The 26,920-nt window shown below is 69.0% G+C and carries 23 protein-coding genes and 1 pseudogene; 8 read left to right on the top strand and 16 right to left on the bottom strand.

Annotated features, from left to right (window positions below; translation table 11 throughout):
- Window positions 1–7 precede the first annotated feature (7 nt).
- From CG740_RS20465 to CG740_RS20475, 3 genes are all read right to left on the bottom strand, one after another.
- Window positions 8–2,377, bottom strand: a complete 2,370-nt coding sequence (locus tag CG740_RS20465; protein WP_234376391.1) for an ABC transporter ATP-binding protein/permease — start codon at window positions 2,375–2,377, stop codon at window positions 8–10.
- 576 nt (window positions 2,378–2,953) lie between these two features.
- Complete coding sequence (locus CG740_RS20470) at window positions 2,954–4,141, bottom strand: outer membrane protein assembly factor BamB family protein (RefSeq protein WP_234376392.1); 1,188 nt, start codon at window positions 4,139–4,141, stop codon at window positions 2,954–2,956.
- Window positions 4,142–4,435: 294 nt separating this feature from the next.
- Window positions 4,436–5,176: an alpha/beta fold hydrolase gene (locus tag CG740_RS20475; RefSeq protein WP_100576622.1), complete on the bottom strand. Its 741-nt coding sequence runs from the start codon at window positions 5,174–5,176 to the stop codon at window positions 4,436–4,438.
- A gap of 155 nt (window positions 5,177–5,331) precedes the next feature.
- On the opposite strand from CG740_RS20475, the gene CG740_RS20480 reads away from it, so the two are divergent.
- Window positions 5,332–5,727 carry a winged helix-turn-helix transcriptional regulator gene (locus CG740_RS20480; RefSeq protein WP_100576623.1) on the top strand — a complete coding sequence of 132 codons (396 nt, stop codon included), beginning with the start codon at window positions 5,332–5,334 and terminating at the stop codon, window positions 5,725–5,727.
- A gap of 164 nt (window positions 5,728–5,891) precedes the next feature.
- Here CG740_RS20480 and CG740_RS20485 read toward each other — a convergent pair whose 3' ends face one another.
- Window positions 5,892–6,755, bottom strand: coding sequence for an alpha/beta fold hydrolase (locus CG740_RS20485; protein ID WP_442802838.1), 864 nt, complete (start codon window positions 6,753–6,755; stop codon window positions 5,892–5,894).
- A gap of 100 nt (window positions 6,756–6,855) precedes the next feature.
- Between CG740_RS20485 and CG740_RS20490 the strand changes: the two genes are divergently transcribed.
- Both CG740_RS20490 and CG740_RS20495 read left to right on the top strand, forming a co-directional pair.
- Window positions 6,856–7,275: a winged helix-turn-helix transcriptional regulator gene (locus tag CG740_RS20490; RefSeq protein ID WP_100576624.1), complete on the top strand. Its 420-nt coding sequence runs from the start codon at window positions 6,856–6,858 to the stop codon at window positions 7,273–7,275.
- Between the two features lie 26 nt (window positions 7,276–7,301).
- On the top strand, window positions 7,302–7,526 hold the full coding sequence (locus tag CG740_RS20495) for a hypothetical protein (RefSeq protein WP_100576625.1): 225 nt from the start codon (window positions 7,302–7,304) through the stop codon (window positions 7,524–7,526).
- 186 nt (window positions 7,527–7,712) lie between these two features.
- On the opposite strand, the gene CG740_RS20500 is transcribed toward CG740_RS20495, so the two are convergent.
- Complete coding sequence (locus CG740_RS20500; protein WP_100576626.1) at window positions 7,713–8,420, bottom strand: hypothetical protein; 708 nt, start codon at window positions 8,418–8,420, stop codon at window positions 7,713–7,715.
- Window positions 8,421–8,561: 141 nt separating this feature from the next.
- Between CG740_RS20500 and CG740_RS20505 the strand changes: the two genes are divergently transcribed.
- Both CG740_RS20505 and CG740_RS20510 read left to right on the top strand, forming a co-directional pair.
- Window positions 8,562–8,921, top strand: a complete 360-nt coding sequence (locus CG740_RS20505; RefSeq protein WP_159030368.1) for a DUF4190 domain-containing protein — start codon at window positions 8,562–8,564, stop codon at window positions 8,919–8,921.
- A 37-nt stretch (window positions 8,922–8,958) separates the two neighbouring features.
- Entirely contained in the window at window positions 8,959–9,678 is a 720-nt protein-coding gene (locus CG740_RS20510; RefSeq protein ID WP_100576628.1) for a hypothetical protein, read from the top strand.
- A gap of 290 nt (window positions 9,679–9,968) precedes the next feature.
- Here the strand turns inward: CG740_RS20510 and CG740_RS20515 are convergent, their stop codons facing one another.
- The 4 genes from CG740_RS20515 to CG740_RS20530 form a co-directional block, all read right to left on the bottom strand.
- A complete protein-coding gene (locus tag CG740_RS20515; RefSeq protein WP_100576629.1) occupies window positions 9,969–10,409 on the bottom strand; it encodes a DUF6228 family protein in 441 nt (146 codons plus the stop codon).
- A gap of 412 nt (window positions 10,410–10,821) precedes the next feature.
- On the bottom strand, window positions 10,822–11,016 hold the full coding sequence (locus CG740_RS20520; protein ID WP_100576630.1) for a hypothetical protein: 195 nt from the start codon (window positions 11,014–11,016) through the stop codon (window positions 10,822–10,824).
- A 220-nt stretch (window positions 11,017–11,236) separates the two neighbouring features.
- A complete protein-coding gene (locus CG740_RS20525) occupies window positions 11,237–11,815 on the bottom strand; it encodes a YceI family protein (RefSeq protein ID WP_100576631.1) in 579 nt (192 codons plus the stop codon).
- A gap of 55 nt (window positions 11,816–11,870) precedes the next feature.
- A complete protein-coding gene (locus CG740_RS20530; RefSeq protein WP_100576632.1) occupies window positions 11,871–12,203 on the bottom strand; it encodes a rhodanese-like domain-containing protein in 333 nt (110 codons plus the stop codon).
- Between the two features lie 118 nt (window positions 12,204–12,321).
- Here CG740_RS20530 and CG740_RS20535 point away from each other — a divergent pair, with 118 nt between their 5' ends.
- Window positions 12,322–12,780: a MarR family winged helix-turn-helix transcriptional regulator gene (locus CG740_RS20535; protein WP_100576633.1), complete on the top strand. Its 459-nt coding sequence runs from the start codon at window positions 12,322–12,324 to the stop codon at window positions 12,778–12,780.
- Window positions 12,781–13,047: 267 nt separating this feature from the next.
- Here CG740_RS20535 and CG740_RS20540 read toward each other — a convergent pair whose 3' ends face one another.
- The 4 genes and pseudogenes from CG740_RS20540 to CG740_RS20555 all read right to left on the bottom strand — a co-directional run bounded on the left by CG740_RS20540 (window position 13,048) and on the right by CG740_RS20555 (window position 17,627).
- Complete coding sequence (locus tag CG740_RS20540) at window positions 13,048–13,767, bottom strand: hypothetical protein (RefSeq protein ID WP_199846521.1); 720 nt, start codon at window positions 13,765–13,767, stop codon at window positions 13,048–13,050.
- Window positions 13,768–13,890: 123 nt separating this feature from the next.
- Window positions 13,891–15,015, bottom strand: a complete 1,125-nt coding sequence (locus CG740_RS20545; RefSeq protein ID WP_324901131.1) for a tetratricopeptide repeat protein — start codon at window positions 15,013–15,015, stop codon at window positions 13,891–13,893.
- Window positions 15,012–16,251 (bottom strand): annotated as a pseudogene (locus CG740_RS20550) (ATP-binding protein). The gene CG740_RS20545 and the pseudogene CG740_RS20550 overlap by 4 nt, the downstream one beginning before the upstream one ends.
- A gap of 266 nt (window positions 16,252–16,517) precedes the next feature.
- On the bottom strand, window positions 16,518–17,627 hold the full coding sequence (locus CG740_RS20555) for a hypothetical protein (RefSeq protein WP_100576635.1): 1,110 nt from the start codon (window positions 17,625–17,627) through the stop codon (window positions 16,518–16,520).
- A gap of 137 nt (window positions 17,628–17,764) precedes the next feature.
- Between CG740_RS20555 and CG740_RS20560 the strand changes: the two genes are divergently transcribed.
- Window positions 17,765–18,175, top strand: coding sequence for a DUF3592 domain-containing protein (locus tag CG740_RS20560; protein WP_100576636.1), 411 nt, complete (start codon window positions 17,765–17,767; stop codon window positions 18,173–18,175).
- A gap of 209 nt (window positions 18,176–18,384) precedes the next feature.
- Window positions 18,385–19,200, top strand: a complete 816-nt coding sequence (locus tag CG740_RS20565) for a class I SAM-dependent methyltransferase (RefSeq protein ID WP_199846525.1) — start codon at window positions 18,385–18,387, stop codon at window positions 19,198–19,200.
- A 156-nt stretch (window positions 19,201–19,356) separates the two neighbouring features.
- Here CG740_RS20565 and CG740_RS20570 read toward each other — a convergent pair whose 3' ends face one another.
- The 3 genes from CG740_RS20570 to CG740_RS20580 all read right to left on the bottom strand — a co-directional run bounded on the left by CG740_RS20570 (window position 19,357) and on the right by CG740_RS20580 (window position 26,277).
- Complete coding sequence (locus CG740_RS20570) at window positions 19,357–19,803, bottom strand: peptidoglycan-binding domain-containing protein (RefSeq protein WP_100576637.1); 447 nt, start codon at window positions 19,801–19,803, stop codon at window positions 19,357–19,359.
- A gap of 303 nt (window positions 19,804–20,106) precedes the next feature.
- A complete protein-coding gene (locus tag CG740_RS20575) occupies window positions 20,107–24,450 on the bottom strand; it encodes a golvesin C-terminal-like domain-containing protein (protein ID WP_159030369.1) in 4,344 nt (1,447 codons plus the stop codon).
- A 726-nt stretch (window positions 24,451–25,176) separates the two neighbouring features.
- Window positions 25,177–26,277 carry a helix-turn-helix domain-containing protein gene (locus tag CG740_RS20580; RefSeq protein ID WP_100576639.1) on the bottom strand — a complete coding sequence of 367 codons (1,101 nt, stop codon included), beginning with the start codon at window positions 26,275–26,277 and terminating at the stop codon, window positions 25,177–25,179.
- Window positions 26,278–26,920: the final 643 nt, after the last annotated feature.

The raw sequence follows: 26,920 nt of genomic DNA on the forward strand, positions 1-26,920 counted from the left end.
GACGCTCCTACTTCCGCATGACGGCGGGTTCGTGGCGGCGCAACAACCTCGCGACCGCGAATCCGAAGACGACCGAGAGGGCGACCAGCATGCCCATATTGAGCAGCCAGACACCCGCGGAGTGCCCGAACAGCGGGTCGGTGGTCAGATCCCCCGGGACGATCCGACCGAGGCCGATGGTCCCCGCCATGGCACCGAGTGCCCAGCGCGACGGCACGAGCCACGCGAGCTGCTCGACGCCGGGCACCCCGTGCAGTTTGAGGAGTGCGCCGCAGAACACGACTTGGACGATGGCGAGGAGCACGAGCAGGGGCATCGTCACCTCCTCCTTGCGCACCAGGGCCGATACGAGGAGCCCCTGCATCATGGCGGTGAACGCCAGCAGGGCCACCGCCAAGGTGACCTCTGCCAGCGGTGGCAGGAGCACGCCTTTCCCGCCGGGTGCGTTGAGGTCGACACCGAGTAGGGCCACCAGGGTCAGGACGACGGCCTGCATCACGGTGATCGTTCCCAGTACGACGACCTTGGACATCAGGTACGCCGATCTGGAGAGCCCCACGGCCCGTTCGCGTCGGTAGATGACACGCTCCTTGACCAGCTCCCGGACGGCGTTGGCGGCGCCGGTCAGGACTCCGCCCACGCAGAGGATGAGCAGCGCGTTCATCGCCGTCTCCTGCGTCAGCCTGCTTCCGGCGAGGGCGCGCGCCATGGCGCCCATCACGAACGGCAGCGCGATCATGATCGCGAGGAACGTCCGGTCCGCACCGAGCGCGGCCGCGTATCGCCTTACCAGGGTGCGGAGTTGGGACCCCCAGCTCTGCGCCTTCGGCGGCGGCGCGAAGGGCGCGGCCGCGGCCGCGCCGGTCCGCGCGAGGGGTCCGGGGAACGGCTGCGCGGAGGAGTTGGCAATGTACTGCTGGTGGAACGCCGATTCCCGGTAGTCGCGGGCCCAGTCCCGGTCGCGGTCCCCCTCGAAGGCTTCGAACGCCTCCGGCCACTGCGTGAAGCCGAAGAACGGGAGCGCGTCCCGCGGCGGTCCGTAGTAGGCGATCCTGCCGCCCGCGGCGAGCACCAGGAGCCGGTCGCACCCGTCGAGGCTGAGCACGCTGTGCGTCACGACGATGACCGTGCGTCCGTCGTCGGCGAGGCCGCGCAGCATGTGCATCACCGAGCGGTCCATGCCGGGGTCGAGCCCGGACGTCGGCTCGTCGAGGAAGAGCAGCGACGGTTTGGTCAGCAGTTCGAGCGCGACGCTGACGCGTTTGCGCTGACCGCCGGAGAGGCTGTGAATGGGCTGGTCAGCACGTTGTTCCAGGCCGAGCTCGCGGATGACCTCGCTGACTCTGGCCCGGCGCTCCGCCTTCTCGGTGTCCTGGGGGAAGCGGAGTTCGGCGGCGTATCCGAGGGCGCGCCGCACGGTCAACTGGGCGTGCAGGATGTCGTCCTGCGGTACGAGACCGATGCGCTGCCGAAGCTCCGCGTAGTCGCGGTAGAGGTCGCGGCCGTCGTAGAGGACGGTGCCGCCGTCCGCGGGGCGCAGTCCGGTGAGGGCGTTGAGCAGGGTGGACTTCCCCGCGCCGCTGGGCCCGACGACGGCCAGCAGACACTTCTCGCCCACAGGAAAGGAAACGTGGTCGAGGAGGGTCTTGCGGCCCCGGTCCACGGTGACCGTCAGGCCCTGGACGTCGAGCGACACCTCACCCGTGTCGACGTACTCCTGCAACTCCTCGCCCACGAGGCAGTACGCGCGGCGGCCAACGCCGACGATGTCCCCCGGCACGACCGCGGCGCGGGACACGGGCTGTCCATTGAGGTAGGTGCCGTTGTGGCTGCCGAGGTCGACGATCTCGTACGTGCCGTCCGCGAGGACTCGCAGCTCGGCGTGCCGACGGGAGACGACCAGGTCGTCGATGACCACATCATTGTCGTCGGCGCGACCGATACGGACCGTGCGGTCGGGCAACGGGCGCACCGTCGTCGGCTGCCGGAAGGTGCCCGTGGCCGAGGGCATGCTGACGGAGGAGGGGCGCTCGGCGGCGACCGGTTCGGGATCAGCACGGCTGACGAGCACGGCACAGGGGCCGTCCGTGACATTGCCGAAACGGATGACACTGCCCGGCCCGATGTCCCACTCCTGGATGCGCCGCCCGTCGGCGTACGTGCCGTTGGTGCTGTGCTCGTCCTCGATCGTCCAGTGATCGAGCTGGGTGTGGAGGACGGCGTGGTGCCACGAGACGCGGGCGTCGTCGAAGACGATGTCGCTCAAGGGGTCGCGCCCCACGTGATACTCCCGGCTCGGACTCATCACCGTGGAGCCGTTGTCCGTCTCCAGGACGAGTTCGGGCGCAGTCGCCGCACTTGCCCGCCGCTCTCCCACAACCCGAATTCTACCCATTCACCCCTTTTTCCGCCTGGGCCGGGGACGACGGCGGCCATCTCGACGCGGCAGTCCCCTCGCGCGGACAGGCAGTCGACCAAGCACCCTCCCGGTGGGCGTGACCGCGCCCTCACGGCCTGCGGGGCGGTCACGGACGTCCCGAGTCGGATCGCCTGATCACACGGAGGCCGCCCAGCATCCGGCGAACACCCCGGTGAGCGGTCTGACCACCACCGAGGCGGGCCGGCTCCGCACTCAATGAACAGTCGGCGGAGAAGCCTTGCCCACCGCCACAGGATCCAGGCACCGGCTCGCCAGGGAATCACGGCCGTGAGATCAGGAGTCTGAGCAGTCGTCCTTCCCTAGGCCGCCCTCACGCACCCACTTCCGTCGCTGCGACGTCGTGACCGTACGGCGCCCTCATTGCCCCGGCGCTTCTTGCCCACCGTCTTCACAGCCGTACCCAGCGTGTGCCGGGCACGACAGCCTCTGCCCGGCACACGCTAGAACTGAACTGGTCTCCCTACGACTCGATGAGCGTCAGAACCGCAAGACGCAAACTCGGAGCCTTCGGCCTCAACGCCCGTACGCGGTCAGCAGGTTGGTGGCCGGAACCACCACGAGGCCGCCACCTGCTCCGAGTCCCGTCAGCGGCTGGGACACGTTGTGCTCGTCGGGCGCGTTGATGGGCGCGCCGACGTCGGTGGACCAAACGGCCTGCCCCGTGGCGCCGTTGAGCGCCCACAGCCGACCGGTCCGCGAGCCGACGTAGACGTAGCCGTTGACGACGATCGGTGCCGTCGTGATGTGCCCGTCGCCCTCGAACTTCCAGCGCGCGTCAAGGGTGCGGCTCTGGCGCTCCTGGAGGACGCCGCCGTCGACGAAGTAGCCCTGGTGGCCGTCGAAGGCAGGAGCCGGTGTCCAGCCGCCGGCCTCGTAGGTGCCGCGCACCTTTCCGTCCGCGGCGTTGAGGACCGCGGGGGCCGCCCCGGCGTCGTCCCGCACCCAGACGCCGCCGTCGGCGAGGACCGGTGTCCGGCCACCGCCGCCGGAGCAGCCGGTGTCGTGGTGCCACAGCGGAGCGCCCGACTTCGGGTCGAAGGCGTACGTCTGCTCACAGGCGTACGAGACGTAGACCCCGCCGGCCGAGACGGCGGGTGAGCTGTTGTCCCCGTTGCCGACCCGCTGCGCCCAGGACACCGCACCGGTGGCGGCGTCCACCGCGAACAGGGTGCCGCCCGACCCGCCGCCACCGGTGTACACCGTGTCGCCGGAGTAGGTGGGCGGCGAGGTGAACGAGGACTGGCCGGGCAGCGTTACGCTCCAGATCTTCTTGCCCGTGGCCGGGTTGAACGCGGTCAGGACGCCGTCGAAGTTCTGCGCGTACAGCCGGCCACCGCCGTAGGCGAGCGCCGACCACCAGTAGGTGCCGCCGAGGTCCACGGGGGCCCAGGCATCCTCGCCGGTCGCCGCGTTCAGCGCGTAGAGCCGGGTGCCATATCCGTTCGGCGAGGCGACGGTGGCGAAAACGTGCCCGCCCGCCACGACCGGATACGAGACATTCCCACCCAGATCGCGGGACCACTTCCGATCGAGCGGCGGCGCGCCCACGGTGGAGTCGACCAGGGTGCCATCGTGCCTGGCATTGACTTGGTAGGTGACCGAAACCCCGGTCTGTGCCGTCTGCGCCCCGGCCGGGGTCACAAGCGCGGCAGCCGTCAGGGCCGCACTGAGCAGCACGGTGACGGTTCTTCGCAGATTCACTGGAACATTCCCATCGTCCGGCACCGCCACAGCGATGCGCACGAGGCGCCGTCGATCCGGCGCTTCGTGATGCGAAGCACCATGGTTACCGAGAGCTGCGCCAAATGCCTCTGGATTTAAGCGAGTTACCCGTCCGAGCCACCAACCCCCTCGACACCTGGGCCACTTCTGCCGCCCACGCAGCAGAGCCACGTCTACGGCTCGGGCAACAGAGCCACGTCGGTGCGGTGCCGGCGGCGGCGGTGGGACTCACGCAACCAACGTGATCCGGCGCGGCCGTCCGGTCGTGGAATTCTATGCTTCGGTACCGCCTCGGGCGGATTCAAGCAGCAATTCGCTCAGGGCCGCCGGCATGGTGATCATGCAGTCGTGTCCGGTCGGCAGTTCCCGTACCCGCGCCGGACTGCCATTGGGTTGCGTCGTGGGGACGGGGCGCCGCACGATGCCTTCCGGCTTTGTGACGCAGTGGATGTGTGTGCGCGGGACCGACTCCACAGCGGGGTTGTCCAGTCGGACCGGTTGCTGGAGGCAGCGCACCGGCTGGTCGGAGAGCATGGTGCGCAGCCAGACGATGTCCGCCGTGTCGGTGACCCCGAACAGACCGTAGGGCGGAGGCATTTCGGGAAGCGGGGGAATGCGCCAGCTTGTGGCGGACCGGGCGGCCGAGTCGATCAGGTTCTGAGTCATGGGCTGCACGTCGACCGCACTCTCGCCGTGCTCCGGGACCATCGCGTCCAGGTACACCAGGTGCGCGATCCGTTCCGGTACCTCGTTGGCCACCGAGGAGACGACCAACCCCGCGTAACTGTGGCCCACCAGCACCACCTCGGTCAGGTCCTCCTCATGGATCAGTTTCACGACGTCCTCGACGTGTGTGTCGAGTCCCACCTCAGGTCCGAGCAGGTGCGCCTTGTCGCCGTACCCGGTCAGCGAGGGCGCGAAGACGCGGTGTCCGGCCGACTCCAGAAAGGGGACCACCCGCTCCCAGCACCGGCCGCTGTGCCAGGCACCGTGTACCAGCAGGAAAGTTGACATGACAGGCCTTTCTTCTCTTGGGATGGTGGGGCGCGCAGACCTTTCGGTTCCTGTCCGTGCCCCGGTACGGTTCAGGAACCGACATCATCGTGCTGTACCCGACACACCACGATCAATACGGCACATTCAGGTGCCTCGGTTCTGTGGAGGTAACCATGAGCGGAACAGCGGGCGACGCGAAGCGGCCGACAGCTCCGGAGGACCCCTGCCAGGCCCGTGAAGTGCTCGGCATCGTGGGTGACAAGTGGTCACTGCTGGTCGTGCGCCATCTCAGCCAGGGGCCGCGCCGCTTCACCGAACTCAAGCGGGCCGTCGACGGCATCAGTCAGCGCATGCTCACCGTCACTCTGCGCGGCCTGGAACGCGACGGAATCCTCACCCGGACCGTCCACAACGTCATGCCGCCGCACGTCAGTTACGAACTCACTCCGATCGGCCGGACCCTGCGAGAAGCCACCGCACCCCTGTTGGAGTGGAGCATCGCGCACCTCACGCAGATCAGCGCCGCCCGCACCGCGTACGACACCCGCCCCGACACACCGCGAGCCTGACGCCACTCCGAAGACGACGGAGCACCCGGATCCAGCCGACCACCGTGTCCCTACGCGACGTGCGAGCGCGTGCGTGAACGCCGCGGCCGCCGGCGCCCCACCTGGACCACGGCGCCCCACGACAACGGTCGGAGCCGTCGGGCGCCCTCCGGCCATGCGTCGGCTCACTTCGGCAGATCTGCGGCGAGGAAGGGAGCAAGGAGCGCCAACAACGCGTCGGGGCGGTCGAGGGGGATGATGTGGCCGCAGTCCTGGAGGTGGTGTCCGACCAAGTCATCTGCAAGGGGACGGAGTTGGCGTTCCAGCCCGGGGCCGACGGGGTGAGAGCCGACGGCCATGGTGGGCATGGTCAGCCGCGCCGTCGCGGCGGCGTCCTGGAGCTGCTGTGCGCTGGTGGGCAGGGCCCGGTAGTACGAGAACGCGCAGCGCAGGGCCTCGCTCCCGGTATACGCGTGGATGAAGGCTGCGCGGATGCCGTCGGGTACTCCTCGCCCTGGGGTCCCGGAGTCGAGGAACCAGTCGATGTACGCGGCCTCGTTGCCGGCCAGGACGGTCTCGGCGAGGCCGGGGACGGCGTGGAAACCGAACCACCACGGGACGCCACCCGCGACGACGTGCTCGGCTCCGGGCAGGCGGCCGAGCAGTGCTTCCATCACGACCAGGCGGCGGACGAGGCCGGGCCGGCGCAGCGCGAGCAGGACGGCGGGAGCCGTGCCGGCGTCGATGCCGACCACCGCTGCCGAGGCCTCGCCGAGGGCGTCGAGGAGTCCTTCGACGTCGGCGGCGAGGGTGCCGGCGTCGTAACCGTCGACAGCACGCGCACTGTCGCCGAAGCCTCTCAGGTCCGGTGCGATGACCCGGTACCGCCCGGCCAGTCGCCCCATGATGCCGCTCCAGAGTTGCCAGGTGTGGGGGAAGCCGTGCAGCAGCAGAACCGCGGGGCCGTCCCCGGCGATGGCGACGTTGAGCTGGACGCCATTCGTCGCGATGCGGCGCAGTTCGTGCGCGGGGGCGTCGGGCAGGGGCATGATGGCTCCTCCGGCTGGTTACCATTGGTGACCACAGAACGATAAGTAACTGTCCGGCTGCTTCCCAGACGGCACTTTCAGGGAAGGTGGTGAGCCACAGGTGACCACCCGAGGAACCCGCGGAGCCCGGGGCGCCGACCGCGGGGTACGCGGCGATCTGTTCGACCCCCAGTGCCCGACACGGCAGTTGCTGGACCGCATCGGTACGAAGTGGACGTCCATGGCCGTCAAGACGCTGGCCGATGCCGCACCGGACGAGGTGCGCTTCGCGGAGCTGAGACGCCGAATGCCCGGCGTCTCCCAGAAGATGCTGTCCGTGACGCTGCGAAACCTGACCCGCGACGGGCTGGTGTCCCGCCGGGTCGAACCGACCGTGCCACCGCGGGTCTTCTACCGACTCACCGGACTGGGCCTGTCCCTGGAAATCGCGCTCGCGGGACTGCGGACTTGGGCGGAGGAGCACATGGCCGAGATCGATCGCGCCAACGAAGCCAGCGACCACGGGGTCGATGAGGGATAGGCCGGCCGGTCCCGCGCCCCACACCGATGGCCACCGCGGTCAGCATCTACAGGTCTGCATCCACAGGCCTGCATCCGGCCACCTACCGCACACGTCTGTCCGGCTCGTCCGACGACCTGAGTGTGCTGATCGCCCTGGCGCCGGAACTCGCGAACACGACCTACCGGAACCCGCTGATCGACTACGCATGCGCGGGCCCGGAGCTGCCCAGCGGACTCGTTGCCACGGCCCACCGCACCCGTAAGAACTGAAAGGGCTGTCGTGCCAACCGGTCCCAACCGGGGCCAACCGGGGCCAACTGGGGCCAACTGGGGCCAACTGGGGCCAGGCAGGATGCCTTCCGGATCCGGGTCACGTGCTCCGCCGGACGGTGCCTGGCGCCAACCGATACGGCACTGATCGCAACGACCGCCAGCGACGACGACAGAGGTGTCGCCTCAGTCGGAGGAGTCCGAGGCATCGGAGGAGTGGCTGTAGTCGGCGGCCCCCTTGGAACGCCGCGGATAGGAATCCAGCACGTCCGACACGGCACCCACGCAAGCGAGGGCCGCGCCGAACGATGTGAGGGCGCTGGTGTCGACATCGTGCAGGATGACCGCCAGCGCGATGTCGACGGCATCCACATCTCCGGTCGTGGCCACCCGGAGCCGGGGACTCCCCTTCCTTCCTCCGCCGTCCTTGAGCACCTCAAGGACGGCCGTCACCCCCGTACGCTCCAGGACGAACTCCCGGCGGAGGTGGAGCACCGTATACCGATACGAGCGGTCCAGATAGGTGATCCGCAAAGCCCTCGAACGGGACCGGATCGCACGGCGGTTGTAGTCGAAGGCGACAGGCACGCCGTCGACGGTCAGCGAAGTCTTCTCCCGGAAGTCATCGCCCAGGACAAGGACGCGATAGACGGTCGCCGGCATGTGGTCACCCTGGAGACGCACTTCGAGACCGGGGGAGTCGTTCTTCCGCCGCCGCCTGTACTTGGTGCGGCTCGTCACCACCCTGCCGAATCGGCCGGCGATGCCTTCGACGCCCCACTCCGCCTTCGTCGAGTAGCGACGCATCTCGAACTCGAAGCCGGAGGACTCTTCCTCGAAGCCCGATATCTCTGTCTTTTCCTTGGGCTCGCCCGCCTTGCGCTGGAACTTCATGCCCCCAGCCTATCGACGGGCGCCCGTGGGTCAGGTGTCTCGGTCGATCGGCATCGTCGCTCAAGTCCACAACAGCCTTGCGGGGGTGAGGAGTCCAGGGCCCCACTCCCACCATGTGCGGCGATTGTTAGGCTGCGCACCGTGGTTGACGTGGTGGAAGAGGTACGGATACAGCCGGAGAACCGGGCTGCCGGGATCAGTATGGGCGCGGCCATGGTGGCGGTCGTCGTGGCGAGCGGCAGCATGTGGGCGTCTGCGGCGAGTTTCTACATGCCGGCGACGGCCGGCTGGTTCGTGTTGGTGGAGTTGTCCGCGTGGACGGCGATCATCTCGGGTCATGTGGCCCGTCGGCGGGCCAGGCGCCACCGTCTGCCGGGCCGGTGGTGGGCGCTCGCCTCGATCTTGGCGGGGTGGGTGTGCTCGCTGTACGCGGGGCTTGTCATGCTCGTGGCCGTCGGGGTCTTCGCCGGGTTCGCCCTGCTCTTCGAAGCCCTGCGCTGAACCCGCCACAGGAAAGGGAGTCGGGGAGGAGATCGCCGTGTTCGGCAGGAAGCGGGAGGAACCGCAGATCGCCCCAGTGCCCTGGGACACGGAGGGTCCCTTCGTGGTCGGAGAGGTGGTGCGCCCGGCCGCCGTCCGTCAGAAGGGGCTGAGTGGGCGGCGCGCGGTGCGCATGTCGGTGACTCTCGATGGGGTGCGGTACTTCGCCGCCGCCGCGTTCGTCGAGCAACGCGCCCCGGAGGTCCGCTCGTACGAGCTGTACGACGCCACCCGAGCCCAAGAACTGTTGTGCACCATCGCGCCCGTGCGCGGCGGAGGCGGCAGCGGCAGCGGCAGCGGTGAGCGGTATGCGGTACGGGACCAGGCAGGGCGGGAGCTGGGCCTGGTGTTCCGGACCGGGGCAGCCAAACGCACGGTGCAGCACGGCTGGTGGCTGCGGCAGCCGGGGCACCCCGACATCGTGGCCCGCTACCACTGGGCCAGAGGTGGCGCCAAGCAGATCGCGGCGCGTGGCAGGGACGCCACCGTACGGGGTGCTGACGGCCTCGTCGCAGGCGTCGTCGACTCCGTCATCGCAGGAGCCACGGCGGCGGACAGCCGCAGTCACGTACGTCCGACCAAGCCGGTCACCTGGTGCGCGGAGGACGAGGTCGCGTTGACCGCCGGCCACACCCAGGGCATCAAGTCGTACATCCCGCAGGCGAGTTGGCTGGACCGCCGACTGGCCTTCGCGTTGGCTGTCCTGCGGCAGGACTAACTGATCGTTCAGGACGAAGTCTCCCGCCGGGGCGGCATCGTGGGCCGCGACGGCTTCCGCGGGTGACGGGCCCGCCGCCACGGGACGTAGTTTGTGTATGGCTATGTGTAGCGCAGGATCGAAAGTTGGCGGGATGTCCCGGCGGGGCCCTCCCCGAGCACACCGGCCGGTCGGGGGCATGCGTGTATGGGCCCGGCGGCGCCCTTTGAGCTGGACCGGGGCCCGGGTAGCGGTCTCACACCGGACCTTCACCGGCCGACCGGGGCCGGCCCGGCGTGGCCAGGCGGGACCTACTCCTCACGCAGGAACTCCCGCAGGCCTCCCGCTACGGCCTTCATACCTTCACCGGCCTCGATCACGGTCGTCACGGTGCCATGCCAGTCGCCTGGGAGAGAGCCAGACCGCAGCGTCCAGTTCAGATGCACGTGGCCACCCGAGCCGAACGTCGCTGTCACCACCAGGTTGTTGCGACCCCACACCCGCTCGCCCTCCCAACCACGAAGATCGCGCGCCAGGCCATCGAAGAACTCGCCCATGTTGTCCCAGACGGTCACCGTGACCGTCTCAAGCCGTGCACGCAAGCCGTCATCAGCAGCCTCGACAGCGAAGGCGAGCCCGTACTCGTCCGCCCGCGACCAATCGAACAGCCGGACAGAGGGACCGAACTCCCCCACCCCGCGCACAACGACCTCGACCTCGACCTGGCCTGGAACACCATCGATCACACTCACCCGCCGAAGGATACGGACACCCTGTCGCCGACGGCACCGGCATTTCCGGGCTCCGTCCGCAGCCCCCCTGCTCCCCTCCCCCGACCGTGAACCCTTGATGACCACTGTGGCGGCGAATGCCGAGCATGCACCGCGCAGCCGTCAGCCGCGCCCGGGTGGAGTTGGTGGTCGGTCACCACACGGCCGGGCACGGCGATGGCGGCTAGTCAGGCTTCCCCGGCCCCCTGTCCCCCGAATCCGGCACGACCCGGCCGCATGGTTCAGCCGGTCCGCGTAGATCTCCGGGCCGTCCTTGTCGATGACGGGGTAGCCGGTGCCGAAGCCGCCGTTCTCCCAGGAGGCCTCGATTCCGGGGTTGGCTCTGTTCGTGCCGTCGTGCGGGAACACATGCGGGCTACAGGTGACGCGGCCGTCACAAGCCGCCTCGTACCGCGCCATGATCGCCGCCCGCGCCGAGCCGCTGTCCAGCGCGCCGGCGAGCGGCGTCGATGTCCACCGCGCCCATCTCCTCGGCGATGTCGAAGATGACGTGCCACAGGGAGGTGCAGCGGCCCTGCGCCCAGAAGGCGCGGCGCAGAGTCAGGTCGGGTCTCGCGGGGTCAATCATTGGCCGCGGGCCGCGGCGGCAGGGCGCGTGCCGCCCGTCGACGGTCGCGGGCGCGTGGTGGTGGGCTGCGGGCCGCCGGCGACGGACCGCGCGGGCCCTGGCGGCAGACTGCCGACCGCGCCGAAGGTACGCCGCAGGGGCATACCGACCGGACCCCGGCGCGGCAGCGCATCCGAGGTCCGGCCGTTACAGCCCAGCCGCCAGAGGTCGGCTCAGCGGATCAGACCTCCCTGATCGCCTCGATCTCCAGCGACAGTTCGATCTCCTTGGAGACGAGGATGCCTCCGGTCTCCAGGGCCATGTTCCATGTCAGGCCCCAGTCCTCGCGGTTGATCTTCCCCCGGGCCGAGAACACCGTGCGGTCGTTGTTCCACGGGTCGCGCGCATGGCCGAGGTACTCGACATCGAGCGTGACCGAGCGCGTCACGTCCTTGATCGTCAAGTCACCCGTGAGCTTGCCGGCCTTCCCGTCCCACTTCACGGCCGTCGAAGTGAAGACACCCTTCGGGTGGCTCTCCACATCGAAGAAGTCACCGGAGCGCAGGTGGTCGTCCCGCGTCTTGTCGCCGCTGTCCACCGAGGCCATGTCGATCACCGCGGTCACCTTGCTGTCCTCGGGCCGCTCCCCGATGTGCAGCGTGGCGTCGACGCCGGTGAACCGGCCACGCACCTTGGTGAGCATGAAGTGCCGCCCCATGAAGCCGACTTCAGCGTGCCCGGGGTCCACCTTCCAGGCCCCGGCGGCGGGGAGTTCGACGCCGTCCACGATACGAGTCGGTGCTGCTGCGTTACTGGTCATCGTCCCTGTCCCATCTCTGTCCCTTGACTTCGAGGCGCGCGTCGGGCCGTGAAGCTCAGACGCCGGACTCGGTGGGCAGACCCGCGGCTTGCCAGTCTTCCTTGCCGTCCTCGTACGTGTAGACGTGGGCGTAACCCAGCTCGTCCAGACGCCTGGCCGCGATCCCCGAGTTCGCGCAGCTGCTGCTCGCGCAGTAGACGATCACTTCGGCCTGCTTGTCGGGCAGCACGCCCGGGGCGCGCTCGTCCACCTCGTCGTGCGGCAGCAGGAGCGCGCCCGGCAGGTGCGCCTCCTTGTAGTACGACTCGGGCAGGGCCTCAACCACCTTGACCCCGCCTGCCTCGATCCTGCGCTTGACCTCGTCACGGCCAAGGTTCTGAATCGCCATGCCGTCAACCTCCAAGTGATCGGTGCGAACACCGAGGGCGCCACACCGTTAATGAGTGCGTACGCACACACTCTAATCAGTGCGTGCGCACGCATGCAACAGGCATTAGACTGGAGCCGTGACTGAGCGGGATTACCAACTTGAGGCCTGGCGGGCTCTGCTCCTCGCGCACAACAGTGCGGTGCGCGCCATCGAAAGCGACGTCCAGCGCGACGGCCGCGTCCCCCTGACGTGGTACGACGTCCTCCTGGAGCTCAAAGCCGCAGGTGAGCGCGGGCTGCGGATGCAGGAGGTGGCGAGTCGCGTCGTACTGAGCCGGACGCGGGTGAGCCGCCTGGTCGACGAGATGGTGCGGGCCGGCCTGGTGACCAAGTCCGCCGACCCTCAGGACAAGCGGGTGTCGTGGGCGGCGATCACGGAGGAGGGCGCCCGGGCATTGCGCGCGACCGCCCCCATCTACCTGCGCAGCATCCGCCGGCACTTCTCCACGCACCTGTCGGACGAGGACGCGATGGTGATCGCGGAGGCCCTGCACAAGGTCGCGGACCAAGGCGGGGACGAGGTCCGCTGGGAGTGAGGCGAGCAGTATCGCGGCGCATCCCTGGCGGCGGGGACGCGCCCTCCCTCCTGCGGCGCGCTTCGTGATCGCACGCCACTGCGGCACTCTGCTCGGCCCGAGTTCGACAGGGTGACGTTTGGGGAGCGCCAGCGGGCCGGGTACGGGGTCACTTGCAAGAGCTGGTCACACGCGCGGCTCCGCGTATGACGGGCGGCTGGCCGCCCCGTGCTCCCCTCAGTCACTCGGCAGGGCCGCCGCCCCCTTCCACACTCGCGAACCGACTGATCAACAACTGGCCCCAGAATCCGTTGCCAACTCCCCCACCACTGAACGGAGTTCCACGAGATCTGGGAGGTCCGCGGGGAGATCCAGTTGCTCAAGAAGGGTCAGCGCGGCCGTCGGTTGCAGGTCGCCGTAGACATCGTGATGGCTGGCCAACAGACCCTGGAACAGCGGCCCGTGCAGCGTGGGGAGGCGCACGGCTGCGTCATACGCCTTCTGCTTGGCGTCCCAAGGCACGGGGCCTGAGGAGGCCAGGACTCGACCGGCGCGACGAACCAGAGCGTCTGGCGCCCCGGGCACGATGCGCTCGACGTCGTTCCCGAGCACCTCGTTGAAGGCCGCCGCGCTGGTGTCGCGATCCTCGAACCAGTCGGCCCACAGCGAGTAGCTGATGGCCTCGGGGTCCCGCTCCGCTTCCAGCCGTCGGCGATAGCCGTCCCACAGAACGTCGGCGGGCAGTGGCCCCATCGCGCCGCGGTCCGCGAATCGGAGTTCGCACGTAACCCAGTAGTCGTCGAGCAGATCCAGCAGGCCGAACGCCAAGCGGGCCTGCTCCACCCGGTCCAGGCTCTCGTCCCTGAACACCTCGCAAGCCCATGAGTGTGCGACCTCGTTGGCGGTGAGCGGACGCCCCGCCTCGCTGTCGACCCACCCATCATTGACTTCGACAACACCCCGCTCGGCGAGCCAACGCCGTGCATCCTCCATCGCCTGCATCTCCATATGAGGAGTATGACAAACGTGCCGAAGTGGTCCGATCAAAAGCGGTTCCAGTCGCCCTACACAAGCGGCCTCGACTCGTGCTCACGCGGGGTTACCCAACCGCCAGGGTCGCCAGGAAACTGCCTAGCGGGCCTTGTTCCTGTCGAACCAAATGGTGGCCGCCATGGGAGCAAGCCCCGCCCAGAACAGGAGTCGAGGTCCGGACAGGTCTGTCCAAGGGCAACCGGCCATCAGCAGGGCGCAGGCCATGGCCCAGCCCGATTGGGCGGCGACGACGCGGGCCCAGCGGCCGCGTCGTATCACCGAGCGGAGGTTGAGCCGCGTGCCGGTTCGAAGCCTGCGGTAGCGACGCCAGGCCCCGAAGGCCCAGATCGCGGCCATGATCACGATGGACCACAGGCGCTGGCCGATGGGCAGGGGCAGCTCGGGTGAAGGCTGGTCATCCGAAGGGAAGAGGTTGATCATCGCGGCCGGCACGATGAGGCAGAGCAGCGCGAGCCATCGAGTGCCCCGCAGGAGGCGGTAGGTGGCCTGGTCGAGTGGCTGCTGCATGGACGGGGACTCGGGGTGAGCGGCAAGCGCGTCCGCGTACAGCTCGGCGGCTTGAGCGGCGCTCACGCCCGGCGCTTGGGCGGCCTTCTTCGTCTGCCGGGCGACAGCCTCGAAGTGGGTGGGATCGATACGGAGGATGGCCTCGTCGAGTTGATCGGAAACGGTCTCATTGCCGCTGGCGGACGCGATGCGTTGCGCGACCTCGTGGGCGTAGATGTCCTCGGGACCAAGACGCAGTGCCTCCATCGCGAGGTCGGCCGCCTCTCGGGAGACCCGATCGGCATCGGCGGCAGTCAGTTTCCCGGCGCCGCCTCTTGCGAGGGCGAATCGGACCAGCGCGACTCGCCATACGGCGTCCGCGAGCATGGCCCGGGCGTAGGAATCGTGAGGTGCGACCCGGACCGCCTCACGCAGTACGGGTTCGACGTTGAGCCAGCCCTCGTCGTCCGTCATCGCCTGAGCACGCAGCATCAGCGCCCCGTAGTCCTCGGGGGCGATTTCGAGAGCCTCGTCGGCTGCTTCCAGCGCCTGCTTCGGACCGTCCGTGTGGAAGCGGCAGTAGCCGATCTTGACCCAGGCGCGCACGTCGTCGGGGTCCTCGGCAACGCGGCGCCCGAGCAGCGCCAGTGCCTGGTCGTAGCGTTCGAAATCGATCAGGGCCTGGGCCTGTTCGACCGTCGGGTGCAGCTCGGTCACAGCATCCGCCGCTTCTTGAGGTAGGCGACCAGGTCGTCGTACATGCCGCCGTCGTTGGCGTACATCGCGACATTGCGCGCCGAGGCGAACCATGGCTCGGTCGACGACGTCGTCTGCTTGGCGGCATCCAGGAGATCCTTCATGCCGATCATGCGGACGACACCGGTGCGTGCCGAGTCGAGGAGCGCCGTCTCGGCCGCGGACTCGCACAGGTGGGCGAGATCGGCGCCGGACCTGGCCTTCGGTCAGCTTGACGAGTTTGCCCAAGTCGACCTTCTCGATGGGGCGTTCGCGCAGGTGGTAGCGGAGAATCGCCTCGCGTGCCGGGGCATCGGGCGGCAGCACCAGAAGGGTGCGGTCGAAGCGGCCCGGGCGGCGCAGGGCGATGTCCACGTCCCAGGGGACGTTCGTCGCGGCGAGCACGAAGACGCCCTCGTTGGCGGCGGCGTTGATGCCGTCGAGTTCGGTCAGGAGCTGGTTGACGGTGTTGCGCATGCCTGCGCTCTGCGTGCGGCTGCGCTTGCCGCCCAAGGCGTCCAGCTCGTCGAGGAACACGACACAGGGGGCCTGTCGGCGGGCCGTTTCGAAGAGCTCGTGCATGTTCCGCTCGGAGTTGCCGATCCACATGTCGAGCACGTCGTTGACCGACACGGACAGGAATCTCGCACCGAGTTCACCCGCCACGGCGCGTGCCACGAACGTCTTGCCGCAGCCGGGCGGCCCGTACAGAAGGAGACCCCCGCGCAGGCTCTTGCCGTACAGCTTGCGCAGCTCCGGGTTCCGCAGCGGCGCGAGGAACGCGGCCTCCAGGCGGTCCTTGACGTCCTGCATGCCACCCACGTCGGCGAGACGCACCGTGCCCGGCGCATCCACCTCCCAGGCGGGGGACTCGCCGGGGTCGCCGCTGCCGTCGGTGGCAAGGGGTGCTTCGACGAAGCGGGGTGGAATCACGTCCTTGACCTGGTCGGTGGCGGCGTCCCAGTTGAACGTACCATCAACGCCCTTGTTCGTGGCCGGAGTTGACGCAACCAGCGGAAGCTCGCGCACGGGAGTCCCGTCAGCAGGCCCCTCCCCCAGTGCGGGTGCCATCAGCGCTCTGGCTTGGCCATCTCCGGGCACGCGCTGTAGCGCGACGGCCGCCTCGATGATCGCGGCGTGTGACTGTCCGGCGTCCAGGAGCAAGCTACCCAAGTGCAACCGCAACGGCACGTCGTCGGGCGCCGCCTCAACGGCCATACGCAAGCTACGGATCAGGGGAGACCTCAGACATGCGGCCACTCTACGGTCAGCATGACACCCGTCTGTCCCGGGCCCGCAGGCGACAATCCGCCATCCAGCCGCCCGCTATCCGCTTTCGAGCGGGATGGTGACTCCTGCCGGTTGTCTCCGGCGACCCGGAATATCGAATAGCCGGGGCTTACCACGGCCGCTTAGGGAATCAACTACACCGCCGCAAAGAGTTTGCTGGGGGGCAGTATTCCTCGTCGCGACGCTGTTCGCCTTCACCGCTCCGGCCGGTTCAAAAAGGCCGACGCATGGGAGGTCTCGGTCGTGAGGCGCAGGAGTACCAGCCTGCTGTACGGCACCTTGTCCTCGGTCCGCCGCAGGAAGGCGTGGGCGTCCTCGGCGGCCATGCCGCGCCGCACGTACCGCTCGGCGAGGTCCATCGACCAGGGAGCCAGGGCCGCCGGATCGGGATCGCGGCTCAGAGCGTCGAAGATCTCGCCTGCCAGCCAGGCGGCGAGGCGGGTGGCCCAGAGTGCCGCGAACTCCCCCTCACCGCCATCGAGGCCGAGCGGCACGCACTCCCGCTCCGCCTCGGCCATTCGCTCTTGGGTGACCTTCCGCGCCGTGGGCATCAACTCACGTACCAGCAGACGGACTTCGAGCCAGTCGGGACGGTATTCGTCCCCTTCGTCAAGTCCGTCCCAACCCGCTGTCCACTCCGGCGGCGGCTCCGGCGAGGACAGCGGGGCCGACAGCAGCAGAGCCTCCAGCGCCGCACGGGCCTGAACAGCATCGACCGGAAGGGCCAGGGCGCCCCCGATCCCGGTGGGAAGGGCACGCGCGGCGGCCGGAAGCAACGGCTCCTCGCCGTCTGCCACCAGCAGACCCCGGGCACGGTATCCGTCCCGGCGCAGCGCGAACAGCCGCTCGCGGGCCCAGAGCCTGTCCCCCTCACTGATCTCCCGGTCCCGGGCGAGTTCGAGCAGCCCCCGCTCGCCGTGCGGGGCCCCGAACCCCGACAACAGGTTCACTGCCTCATGCGAGGCCAGGCCGGCACGCACCAGCCGAACAGCGAGACCGGCCGCGGCGGCCGGCGCCACGACCCGCCCCCGCTCCGCCCGCTCGCGCAACTCCCCCACCAGCCCACGGACCTCACCGGAAAGCTCCTGCCGACGCCACTGGGACGCGAACCGGGCCGACTGCTCGGCGGTCAGTTCAGGCGGCTCGCCCCGCCCCGACCGGCTCTCCTCATACACCTCATAGAGGTCCCAGAGCCCGTCGGTCCAGCCCGTGCCGGCCGGCGGCACCGCGCCGAGAACCGCCCCGAGCGCGTCCAGCACCGCCTGCTCGGCACGCTCGTCCTGCCCGGCCCGTTCCATCGTCACGTCGCCCCCTCCTCCGTCGGGAAACTCCCCCAAACACGTGTGTCCTGCGACGCACACCTACACCCACCTCTCTCCCTCCGAGCGCCTGGTCGCAGAGTGCGGAGCGGGTGATTCATCGCGGTGGATAGTCTGTCAGAATGCTTCTCACGGGGATCCTGCTCATAGTCTTGGCCGGCGGTGGATGCGCCTATCTGTCATGGCAGTTGGTGAACCGGCTGCGCTCGGTGTTCAGCGGCATAGCCGTGGAGGGTCGATGTGTGCGCCGCTATTCCACGGACAGCTCGGACAGTGGCACTCAATGGCATCACGTGCATGGCTTCACCACCCTTGAGGGCCAGTACGTGGAATTCGAGGAAGACGTCTTGCTGCTCGCTGAAGGCGACTCGCTCACGGTCCGGTATCGCCCGGAAAACCCCGCACGTACCGCGACGGTCATGGGCTCTGGCGGAGCTTGGTCCCCCTTGTTCGGCCAGCTGTTCGGCATCATGATCACCGGCTCGTTCGCGCTCGTCGGCCTGGTATTGCTCTGGGCGTACTTTCGATACTGAGTTCCGCTTCCCGCAGGGAAGGGAAGGGGCCGCCTGTCGGCTCACTACGGTGGTGCGCAGCCTGTGCATTCGGCCTTCGACGAGGCTGCCTGCGTCCCGTCATCCTTTGCCGAGATGTCCTCAGCTCGCTCCCCTCATCCGGAGCCGGGGAATCGGCCGTCTAGGCTGGCGTGGTGACTGATGAGCAGGAGCGGGTGCAGCCGTCGGGAGTGTGGGCCACGGCGGTAGGGGTGGCCCGGGTTCGGGCGCTGGAGACCGGGCGGGAGGACCCGCTGTTCCGCGACCCGCTGGCACGAGCCTTCGCCGCCGCCGGCGGCCTGTGGCCCCACTCGCCGGGTCTCGCCGACGACGAGGCCGCGCAACGGCGTCGGCGGGCCGTGGCGTTCTCCATCGTCATCAGGACCAAGTTCCTCGACGACCTGTTGCGGCAGGCTTCCGCGTCCGGGGTGCGGCAGGTTGTACTGCTCGGCGCCGGGATGGACAGCCGGGCCTTCCGGATGGACTGGCCCGACGGCACCCGGCTGTTCGAGGTCGACACTGCCGCGCCACTGGACTTCAAGGCCTCGGTGCTGCGCGAGGAGCGCGCCGTCGCCCGGTGCGAGCGGATCACCGTCCCGGTGGACCTGCGGGAGGACTGGCCCGGCGCGCTAGCCGCCGCAGGGCACGACCCGGCCGCCCCGACCGTGTGGATCGCCGAAGGGCTGCTGATCTACCTGCCCGAGGACGCAGTCGAGTTGCTGCTGGCCCGGATCGGCGCGCAGTCGGCGGCCGGCAGTTGGCTGGGGCTGACGTTGGGCTCGCGCGGCGTGCTTGAGCGCTTCGGAGCGGGCGCCGCGCCTGGATCGGCGGCGTCCCTGTGGGTCTCGGAGATGCCCGACGACCCGGTGGCCTGGCTGGCCGGGCACGGCTGGAAGGCCGCCGGCCACACCCTGCGTGAACGCGCCGCCGCCTATGGCCGCCCGATCAGCACCCCGCCACAGCACGAGGAAGGACCGGGCGGATTGATCTCCGCGGTCCGCCGATAGCCGCCTCCCCGACGGCGGCAGCGGCAACACGGCGGACTCGTCGACGGCCCGGGGAGGCGCATCTTGGACTCGGTTTCCAACTGGCCGGAGAGACGAGCGGAGACCGGCGCGTCGACGAGCCCGGACTCGCCAGAACCTTGGCGCGCGGGAGATGCCCTAGCGCACCGGCTGCGGCGCGGCGCTCAGACGCAGGCAGCGCGGCTGCCAGTTCTGGCTCCAGTACCAGCGGATCGCGTCGCGGGTGTTCGGACCGTAGACGCCGTCCGCGGTAACGCCCGCCATCTGCTGTGCCCGCTTGAGGGCCTTCGTGGTTGCGGGGCCGAAGTCGCCGTCCTCGGCCAGGCGGGTGACTCCGTCGTAGTAGCACCCGTTCAGGGTCTGCTGGAGCGCGCGGACGCTCTCGCCGCGGTTGCCCGCCTGCAACGAACAGAAGTTGCTCTGGGCTGCGTCGAGCGGCACCACGGTCACGTAGCCGGCGGCGTCGGTGTACCCGGCGAAGCTGGAGCAGACCGGCATCGCGGCAGACGCCGGCGTGGCTCCGGTGGCGACCGCGCTGAGCGTGATCGTGGCGATGGCGGCGAAGCTGGCGAGTAGGCGCTTCATGGCTGGGTTCCCCTTGAAAGACGTCGTCGGTACGGGCCGCCGGAGGGCGACGACCGAAAGCTAACAACGCATCACCGACCGCCGTCGCCCCTCTCCCACCCCGTCCCAGCCGTCCCGCCCGTCCCACCAACTGACGGGACACCACCGCACAGCCTCCGCGCCCGTTCTTCCCACATCGGCGCCGCTTTCCCTCACCGCGTCCCAGGGACGGCGAGGACGGCAGGAAGGGGAGGACGGCAGGGAAGATGCCTGCGGGGGCATCGCTCGGCGGGGTCCGCGGGCGCGGACCCCGCCGGATCGGGTTCAGGAGCTGGCGTGGCTCCCGTCGTCGCAGAACATCGGGATGCTGGGGGTGCCGCCCGGGAAGCCGGAGGGTACGGCCTTGAGGCTCCAGGGGTTGCCTCCGTTCCCCTTCACCTCCGTGCCGCAGGATCCGTATCCGGTGTGGTGATCGTCGCCCAGCGGCAGGTTGGAGAAGGACCGGAAGTCTCCGCGCTGGACGGGACCGTTCGCGGGCCGCCCGTTCTGGTCGACCATGTGTCCGTCGAGGTACAGGTACAGATTGGGCATGTAGCTCTGGTACACGAGCCCTGTGGCCGGAGTGTCGTCGATGTTGGCCGCGGCGGTGGACTTGACCGTTCCGCCGGCGCAGAAGCCCATGCTGACGTTCTGCCAGATCGGCGGTGCCATGTTGAACAGCGATCCCTGCGGGTTGCCACCACTGTCCAGTGCCGGCTTGCGGAAGAACAGGCTGTAGATGTCGCCGGCCGTGTCCGCGACCTCGGCCGGGATCGAGCGCTGGTCCGCCAGACTCTTCAGCTTGCCCACCCACGCACTCATCTGGGCGTCGGTGTTGGGCGCTTCATCGAGCGGCCGGTAGCCGATGCTGCCGCCGCTGACGTACTTGGTGGTCAGGCATGTGCCGGTGGAGTCGATGGCGGTCGGCTGCTGACCCGAGCGGTACGCCTGGCCGGGGGTGACGCCGGTCTCCAGCGGATTGGCGACATGGGTCGTCTGACCGGTGACGTTGCCGTCCTTGGCGTCGAAGGACAGGTCGGGCAGGGTGACGCCGAGCGATCCGTAGTCCTTGACCGTGGCCTGGATGAAGTCCCGCGCGAATGGGGCGATTTCGGTGTTTCCTGTTCTGCCGGAGTCCTTCAACTCCTCGGACCCTGGAATGATCTTGCCGTCCGGACCGACGACGTACGACGTGTCGATGTGTGTCCTGATCTTGTAGGAGCGGTCGTCGTCGAAGGTGTGCTCGTCGATCGTGGCCGGCGGCGCAGGTATCGCGAAGCCGAGCCAGTCGGACTGGGAGGGGTGGTTGTTGGGGTCCGTTCCCGCCTTTTCGACGTCCGCGCCCCAGGCCTTGACGGCGGTGGACACGTTGCTGCCGAGGCAGAGGTCGTTGTACACGGCGTTGTTGCACACCTGGAAGTTGGACAGACCCACCAGCCTGCCGCGGCTGTCGAAGGTCGGGCCGCCCGTGGTGCGCGAGTGCGCCCAGTCGTAGATGGTCTGACGCGTGCGCATGGGGGTGTTCATGAGCCAGGGCGTGTCGGTGTCCAGGTTCTGGTTGCTCTCGAAGATCGCGGCCGCGTCGAAGGTGTGGTGCTCGTAGGTCCCCGCCACCGGAACGAAAGCCAGTGCGTCATAGGCGACATCGAGGTCGCCGGAGGTCGCGTCGCCGGTGACGTTGGTGAGAGAGACCTTGGCATTGGACCCCAGCTGGAAGTAGCCGACGGTCACCCAGTCGTTGTTGGCCTTCGACTGGTCGATGACCCGCTCACGGACTTTGCCGTCCTTCGTGGTGATCTCGTAGTGCGCGCTCTTCGTCGTGTGTGAGGGGTAGGGGACGAAGGCCTGAATCCGGTAGATGTGATCGTCGAGGTGCGGCGTCCAAGTACCGCTGGTCGTCAGGTAGTTGTCCCAGTTGTTGGGCTGACGGGCATGGGAGAACCAGTAGTGCCCCCCGAAGCCGCCGCCGATCTGGTGCAGGTCCTCCTTGGCCTCGTACCGTCCCATGTCATCGGGACGGAATTCCCACGAGAACGAGCCGTTGCTGGACCAGCCCCGGGTGGCGCAGCGATTCTGCGGGGCCCCGTCCGGTTCGTCGTCGACGAGTACGGTGCCGCTGGGCAGCGCCCCCGAGTCGCAGGGCCCGAGCTTCGGATGGGCGTCCCCGGGCTCGCCGCGCACCGTCTTGTAGGTGAGGTACTCGTTGCCGCACTCGCCGACCGGGCCGCCGGGGACCGTCGGCTTGGTGCCGCAGTTCTTCCAGGTCACGTCGTGGTTGAACCAGTGCTGGTTGTAACAGGCCACGGTGTGGCACACGGGAGGGTTGAGCGGGTCGCATCCATTGGTGGTGTCACAGAACGTCGTGGCCGGCGGCTTGATGCCGTAGGTGCGCTCGGAGGTGTTGACCCACCATGCCGCGGCGAAGCCGTGGGTGTTGCCCTTGTTCAGGTTGCCGTTGTCGTCGTAGGAGTGCCCGGTGTCGATGGGGAACGCTCCCCATCCCATCACCTTCTCCTCGTAGGACCAGTTCTGTGGCTTGGCGGCGTCCGCGTAGTGGTTGTTGTCCAGGAACGCCCCACGGTCCATCGGGTACTTGGGGTTGGAGGGATTGTTGGCCCAGCCCAGGCCCCAGGCGGAAGGGTCGTCCGCGTTGCTGCCGCGCGGGTTCAGGCCGCCGTTGTAGTCCCAGACCGCGGCGAACCAGTTCTCCGGGCGCGCCGCGTCGTCGTCATTGAGCTTGATCTGCGTTCCGGCGGTGTGCAGTTCGTTCCACTTGTCCTGGAGGATGCGTACCGAGTACGCGATCCCGGTGGCGTAGTCGAGGGCAACGGCCCGCTGCTGGTCGGGAGGCAGCAGCGACTCGCCCGGCTTGGGGTGCCCGGCCAGGCGCATGCCATCGGTGGCCTGGCCGATGCCGTAGCCGCAGTCGGCCTTGTCCCAGTCGATTTTCCAGACGCGGTTCGGGTCGTAGCCCGTTGTCCCGGGATAGATGTTGGTCCCGTAGAAGTTGCCGATCAGCGGGTTGCCGTACTCCCCCGGTTCGGCGTGTGAGCTGGCCTGCCAGAGATTGGATTCCTGCGTCAGGATGCCCAGCATGACCTGGGCGGGAATCCGGCCGCCGCCCGCCACTTGGCGCGGCGGGAACATGCCCTGGGGCGACCAGGCCGGCAGGCCCGAGTTGTGCCAGTTGGCGGGACGGGAGATGTGGTCGGAGGTGAGGAGCCCCCGGATGGCCATGTCAGCCGCCCACTCCACCTGAGCGGGGGTCGGCTGGTAGACCTGTGTGTTCACGTCGTTGCGCGGAACCGAGCAGGACCGCTCCCCGTCCACCGGGTCGCCGGCACTGTCTCCGGCAGCCGCGCTCTTCGCCCCCGATGCCACGAGCGCCTTCTTCACGGCTGTCCGCCCTCCCGCGATGAACGGGAGCAACGGTGAGGGTTTCGCACCGGTGGCGGTCTGGGCAGCGGTGGGCCGGGTGGTGACCGTGAAGCCCAGCGGCTTGCCGGCGCCGGTGGCCGTCGCCTTGATGTCAACGGGCTCGGCGGTTCCCGTACCGGCCCGCAACGGCGAGGCCACCTTGTCCGCGAGGTGCTGCGGAGCTGATTGCACCACCGCCAGCTTGCCGTCCGTGGACAGCTCCGACTGGGCCGGCGCGGAGGCGAGGCGGAGCACGGAGTGGGGAAGCTTGCCCGCGGACTTCGACCGGCCCGTCACGAAGACCTTGCCGGCCGCGCCCTGGGCCAGGCCGACCTGTCCGGCGCCGCCTTCGGCCAAGGTGGTGACGGTGTGCCCCTGGAGATGCTGGACGTGGACCGTCCCGCCGGGGGCGGGCTCCAGGAAGGTGACATTGCCGTCGGCGTCCGGGTGCAGGCGCGTCGCCGTCCCGTGCGTGGTCGCGACGACCTGCGCCTTGCCGCCCGGCGCGACCTTGATCACGTGCGGCCCCGCGGCGGCCACGACGTCCTTGCCCATCGGGATCGCGGAGGTCGCCTGGCCGTCGACCGTACGCGTGGAGACAACCGTCCCAGAGGTGGCGTCGACCGTCTGGAGTTGAGTCTGCTCACCCTTCGCTTCGGAGCTCGCCTGCGTGACCACCGCGTTCTCGCCGACGCCGCAACCCGGGTCGAAGTAGGCGAGGCTCGCGTTCAGGGCCAGCTTGGTCACCTTCCCCGACTCCAGGTCCACCACTGCCGTGAAGGCACCGCGGTCGAAGAGTTCCGGCCGATTCGTGAACGCCCGGGGCGCGTACACGGCCACGGCTCGTTTGCCCGATCCGGTGACACAGGCGTTACCGATCCACTGATCGGTCTCAAGCCCCGGCTCGGACAACGTGGCCACCGTCCGCCAGGTGTAGCCGGTGTTGCCGTCCGCGACCAGCACGTGGAAGCCGGTGGAGTCGCCTGCCGTCGTCCAGGCACGGTCGGTGGAGTTCTTCCAGTCCTTGCCGAGCACGTCGGCGCGCTGTTCGGGGGCCACCGTGTTGGGCTGCGAGCCGGCGGGCGGCGGGGCGCCGGCCTCGGCCTGTCCTGCCCAGGCGACGGTGCCCTGCAACAGCCCGGCCACCACGGCGAGGGCTGCCGACACGAGCAGCGGCACCCGGGCGGTACGGGTGGGTCTATGAAGTCTCAAAGGGAATCCCGGTGTTGTAAGGGGTACGCGTGTTGGCGGTACGCGGTGGAGATCCACCGAACGAGGGCAGAGCTGTGCCCTGCCATTGATCTGGGGGGAGTTGAGGCCCGAAGCGCCGAGCCGGCACCTTCGGGGTCTCAAGCGAACCGCACGCTAGCCCCGTGACGACGCCTCTGGTCCGTCCCGGGTGTCCCTGAAACGTGCCTGGGAACAGGGGCGTTGACGGGACGAGGCCTGAGACGATGACTGAGGAGGGCTGAGACGGAGGCAGGACGGTAGCCGGGACGGACGTCTGGGCGGACGCCGGAGACGGACGTCTGGGCGGACGCCGGGACGGAAGGGGCCGCGCCTCCCCGCCTATCAGCGGCGCAGGTACCGGCGCCGCGGTACGGTGCGGCCAACCTGCGGATGGCTACCCACCCGCCCGGGGTGGCCAGTTGGCCCTGGGGGCGACGACCAAGGGACGACGTACAGCCTCAACGCCGCTACTGGCGTGGCGAGCTGGGCGGCTCGGGAGGCTTTCTTATCGGGGTGCCCGCGCTCCGGGAAGCATCTCGTCTAGGGCCCGCGCCCCGGCCGCCGGGGCCAGGGACGGGCCAGGGCCGGATATGCCCCTGCGCATGCCTGAATCTGCCCCCTCGGCCGTCCCCGTACAGGCTGAGACAGCAACAGGGGCAGGGGCAGGGGCAGGCACAGGGGCAGGCGCGATTAGGAGCAGCGGCCGGGCTAGGGCTGTACGTGGGAACTGGGCGAGCACTCCACCTGCTTCTGGCTCGGTATCGCTCCACAGATCGTCACGGTCTCGGCCGGCGCGTCGTCGGCGACCGCGAGCATCTGGGTGTAGGTGTCCCGGTCAGTCCGGATCGTGGCTTGCAGTTCCAGCCCGGTCCGGTCCTTGATCGTGACGACGTCCCCCACGGCACCGTTCTCGATCCGCCCCCACACGGCATGGCAGGCGGGGCTGTAGCGCAGTTCGATGTGCATGCCGCGCAGCCAGGTGTCGTGCGCGGTGGTCGCATCCCACTGACAGTCCATGGCCTGCGGATCGCGCCGCAGACAAGTGTCCCCGGAGCAGCGGACGTCGACCTTCCCTGCCGCGGGGACCACCGACGCTCCGTGGTCGATGGCGGGGCTCGACGCCTGGGCGCCGGTGGCATTGGCGGAACCAACGTGCGCGCCGGATCCCGAACCGATGGCCAGCACCGCGGCAACCGCGCCCATGACCGCTCCGGCCGAAATGAGACCCGCGGCCCTCAACTGGCGCTGCCATGACGGACGGGGCGCGATGTCGCGTCTGGCGAGCAATCCCCGCGTCAACTGCGGTGCCCGGCGCGTGAGGTGGCCCGAGCCCTCAGCTGGACGGGCAGGCTCCAACACCCCCGCGATGGCGGCGTCCAGCGCCTGTGCCGTCAAGGGGCTCCGCGTCACCTCTGCGGACTCGAAAGCGGCAGGAAGGACGGGAGCGACAGGAACGGCGGGAGCACCGGAGGAACCTGGAGCGATGGAGACGGCCGACGGTGCAGCGGACGGCAGGGCGTCCGCTGCGTCGCCCGCGGTCAGCTCTCGACTCCGGGCCGCCGGCTGCTCCACCGGTTCGAGCAAGCCGAGCAGAGGGAGCGGGTCGATCCCAGTGGCGGCCGCGAACTGCTCGACGGCGACCTTGGAAGGAGGCTGCTTCCCGTTGAGGAAGCGTTCCCAGGAGGAGCGGCTGTAGTGCGTCCTGTCCGCCAACTGCCCGTAGCTCAACCCGGACGCCTGCTTGATGCGGCGCAGTTCCACGAAGAGCTGCTCCAGCGTGTCCGCAGACGCATCGGCCTGGTTGGACATGTGCCACCCCCGTCATGACTCGCGGCGGACGGCAACTCCCCTGGCCATCGCGCGGACCAAAGAGTAAGGCAGCACCGAACGGTTTCCCGACACCTGGGGAGCCGGTCCCGCCGCGCCCTGGAGGGGGTACATCGAGCGTGGCGACGGACTGCCCGCCCTTGCTTGCCACCAAGAACGTGAGCACAAGCGTCGGCCGAATCAAATGAGTCAGGCACCGGCTTACCCTCGGGCATTTCCAGGGTTTCGGACCTTCGGTGCGCCGAGATTCACACCTGGGGCCACTAGATGGCTTACGCATGGGTCTCAAGGAATTACGTTGGGCGGCGGGAATGAATGCTTCGGATCGCCACCGGACGCCCTGATCCGAACGTCTTCATCCGTGCGCCGCCGACGAGTTCGGGGCGGGATCCACGATCAGTGCTTTCGACGGCTGGAGAGAAACGCGCGCCCTTGGTCGCCCTGCCATGGGACGGGAGCCGACGGCGACCGGCGAAGACCTGGTAGGCAGTAGATTTCCGGCACTTCAGAGCCTTGAGGGGCATCCCAGGGACGTCCCGGGCGTCCCACGGAGCGTCGTCCCTCAGCCGAGACGTCCGGCAAGTCACCGTAACGGGACGGGTCTGCCGCGCATTGTGCAGATTCG

The sequence above is a fragment of the Streptomyces sp. CB01201 genome, from assembly GCF_002803085.1.
GTDB lineage: Bacteria > Actinomycetota > Actinomycetes > Streptomycetales > Streptomycetaceae > Streptomyces > Streptomyces hundungensis.

Bases quoted from the DNA above. Each gene is read 5' to 3' on its own strand.
- CG740_RS20475 (WP_100576622.1), bottom strand. From the start codon at position 5,176: ATGTCAACTTTCCTGCTGGTACACGGTGCCTGGCACAGCGGCCGGTGC.
- CG740_RS20480 (WP_100576623.1), top strand. From the start codon at position 5,332: ATGAGCGGAACAGCGGGCGACGCGAAGCGGCCGACAGCTCCGGAGGAC.
- CG740_RS20485 (WP_442802838.1), bottom strand. From the start codon at position 6,755: ATGCCCCTGCCCGACGCCCCCGCGCACGAACTGCGCCGCATCGCGACG.
- CG740_RS20495 (WP_100576625.1), top strand. From the start codon at position 7,302: ATGGCCACCGCGGTCAGCATCTACAGGTCTGCATCCACAGGCCTGCAT.
- CG740_RS20500 (WP_100576626.1), bottom strand. From the start codon at position 8,420: ATGAAGTTCCAGCGCAAGGCGGGCGAGCCCAAGGAAAAGACAGAGATA.
- CG740_RS20520 (WP_100576630.1), bottom strand. From the start codon at position 11,016: ATGATTGACCCCGCGAGACCCGACCTGACTCTGCGCCGCGCCTTCTGG.
- CG740_RS20525 (WP_100576631.1), bottom strand. From the start codon at position 11,815: ATGACCAGTAACGCAGCAGCACCGACTCGTATCGTGGACGGCGTCGAA.
- CG740_RS20530 (WP_100576632.1), bottom strand. From the start codon at position 12,203: ATGGCGATTCAGAACCTTGGCCGTGACGAGGTCAAGCGCAGGATCGAG.
- CG740_RS20540 (WP_199846521.1), bottom strand. From the start codon at position 13,767: ATGGAGATGCAGGCGATGGAGGATGCACGGCGTTGGCTCGCCGAGCGG.
- CG740_RS20560 (WP_100576636.1), top strand. From the start codon at position 17,765: ATGCTTCTCACGGGGATCCTGCTCATAGTCTTGGCCGGCGGTGGATGC.
- CG740_RS20570 (WP_100576637.1), bottom strand. From the start codon at position 19,803: ATGAAGCGCCTACTCGCCAGCTTCGCCGCCATCGCCACGATCACGCTC.
- CG740_RS20580 (WP_100576639.1), bottom strand. From the start codon at position 26,277: ATGTCCAACCAGGCCGATGCGTCTGCGGACACGCTGGAGCAGCTCTTC.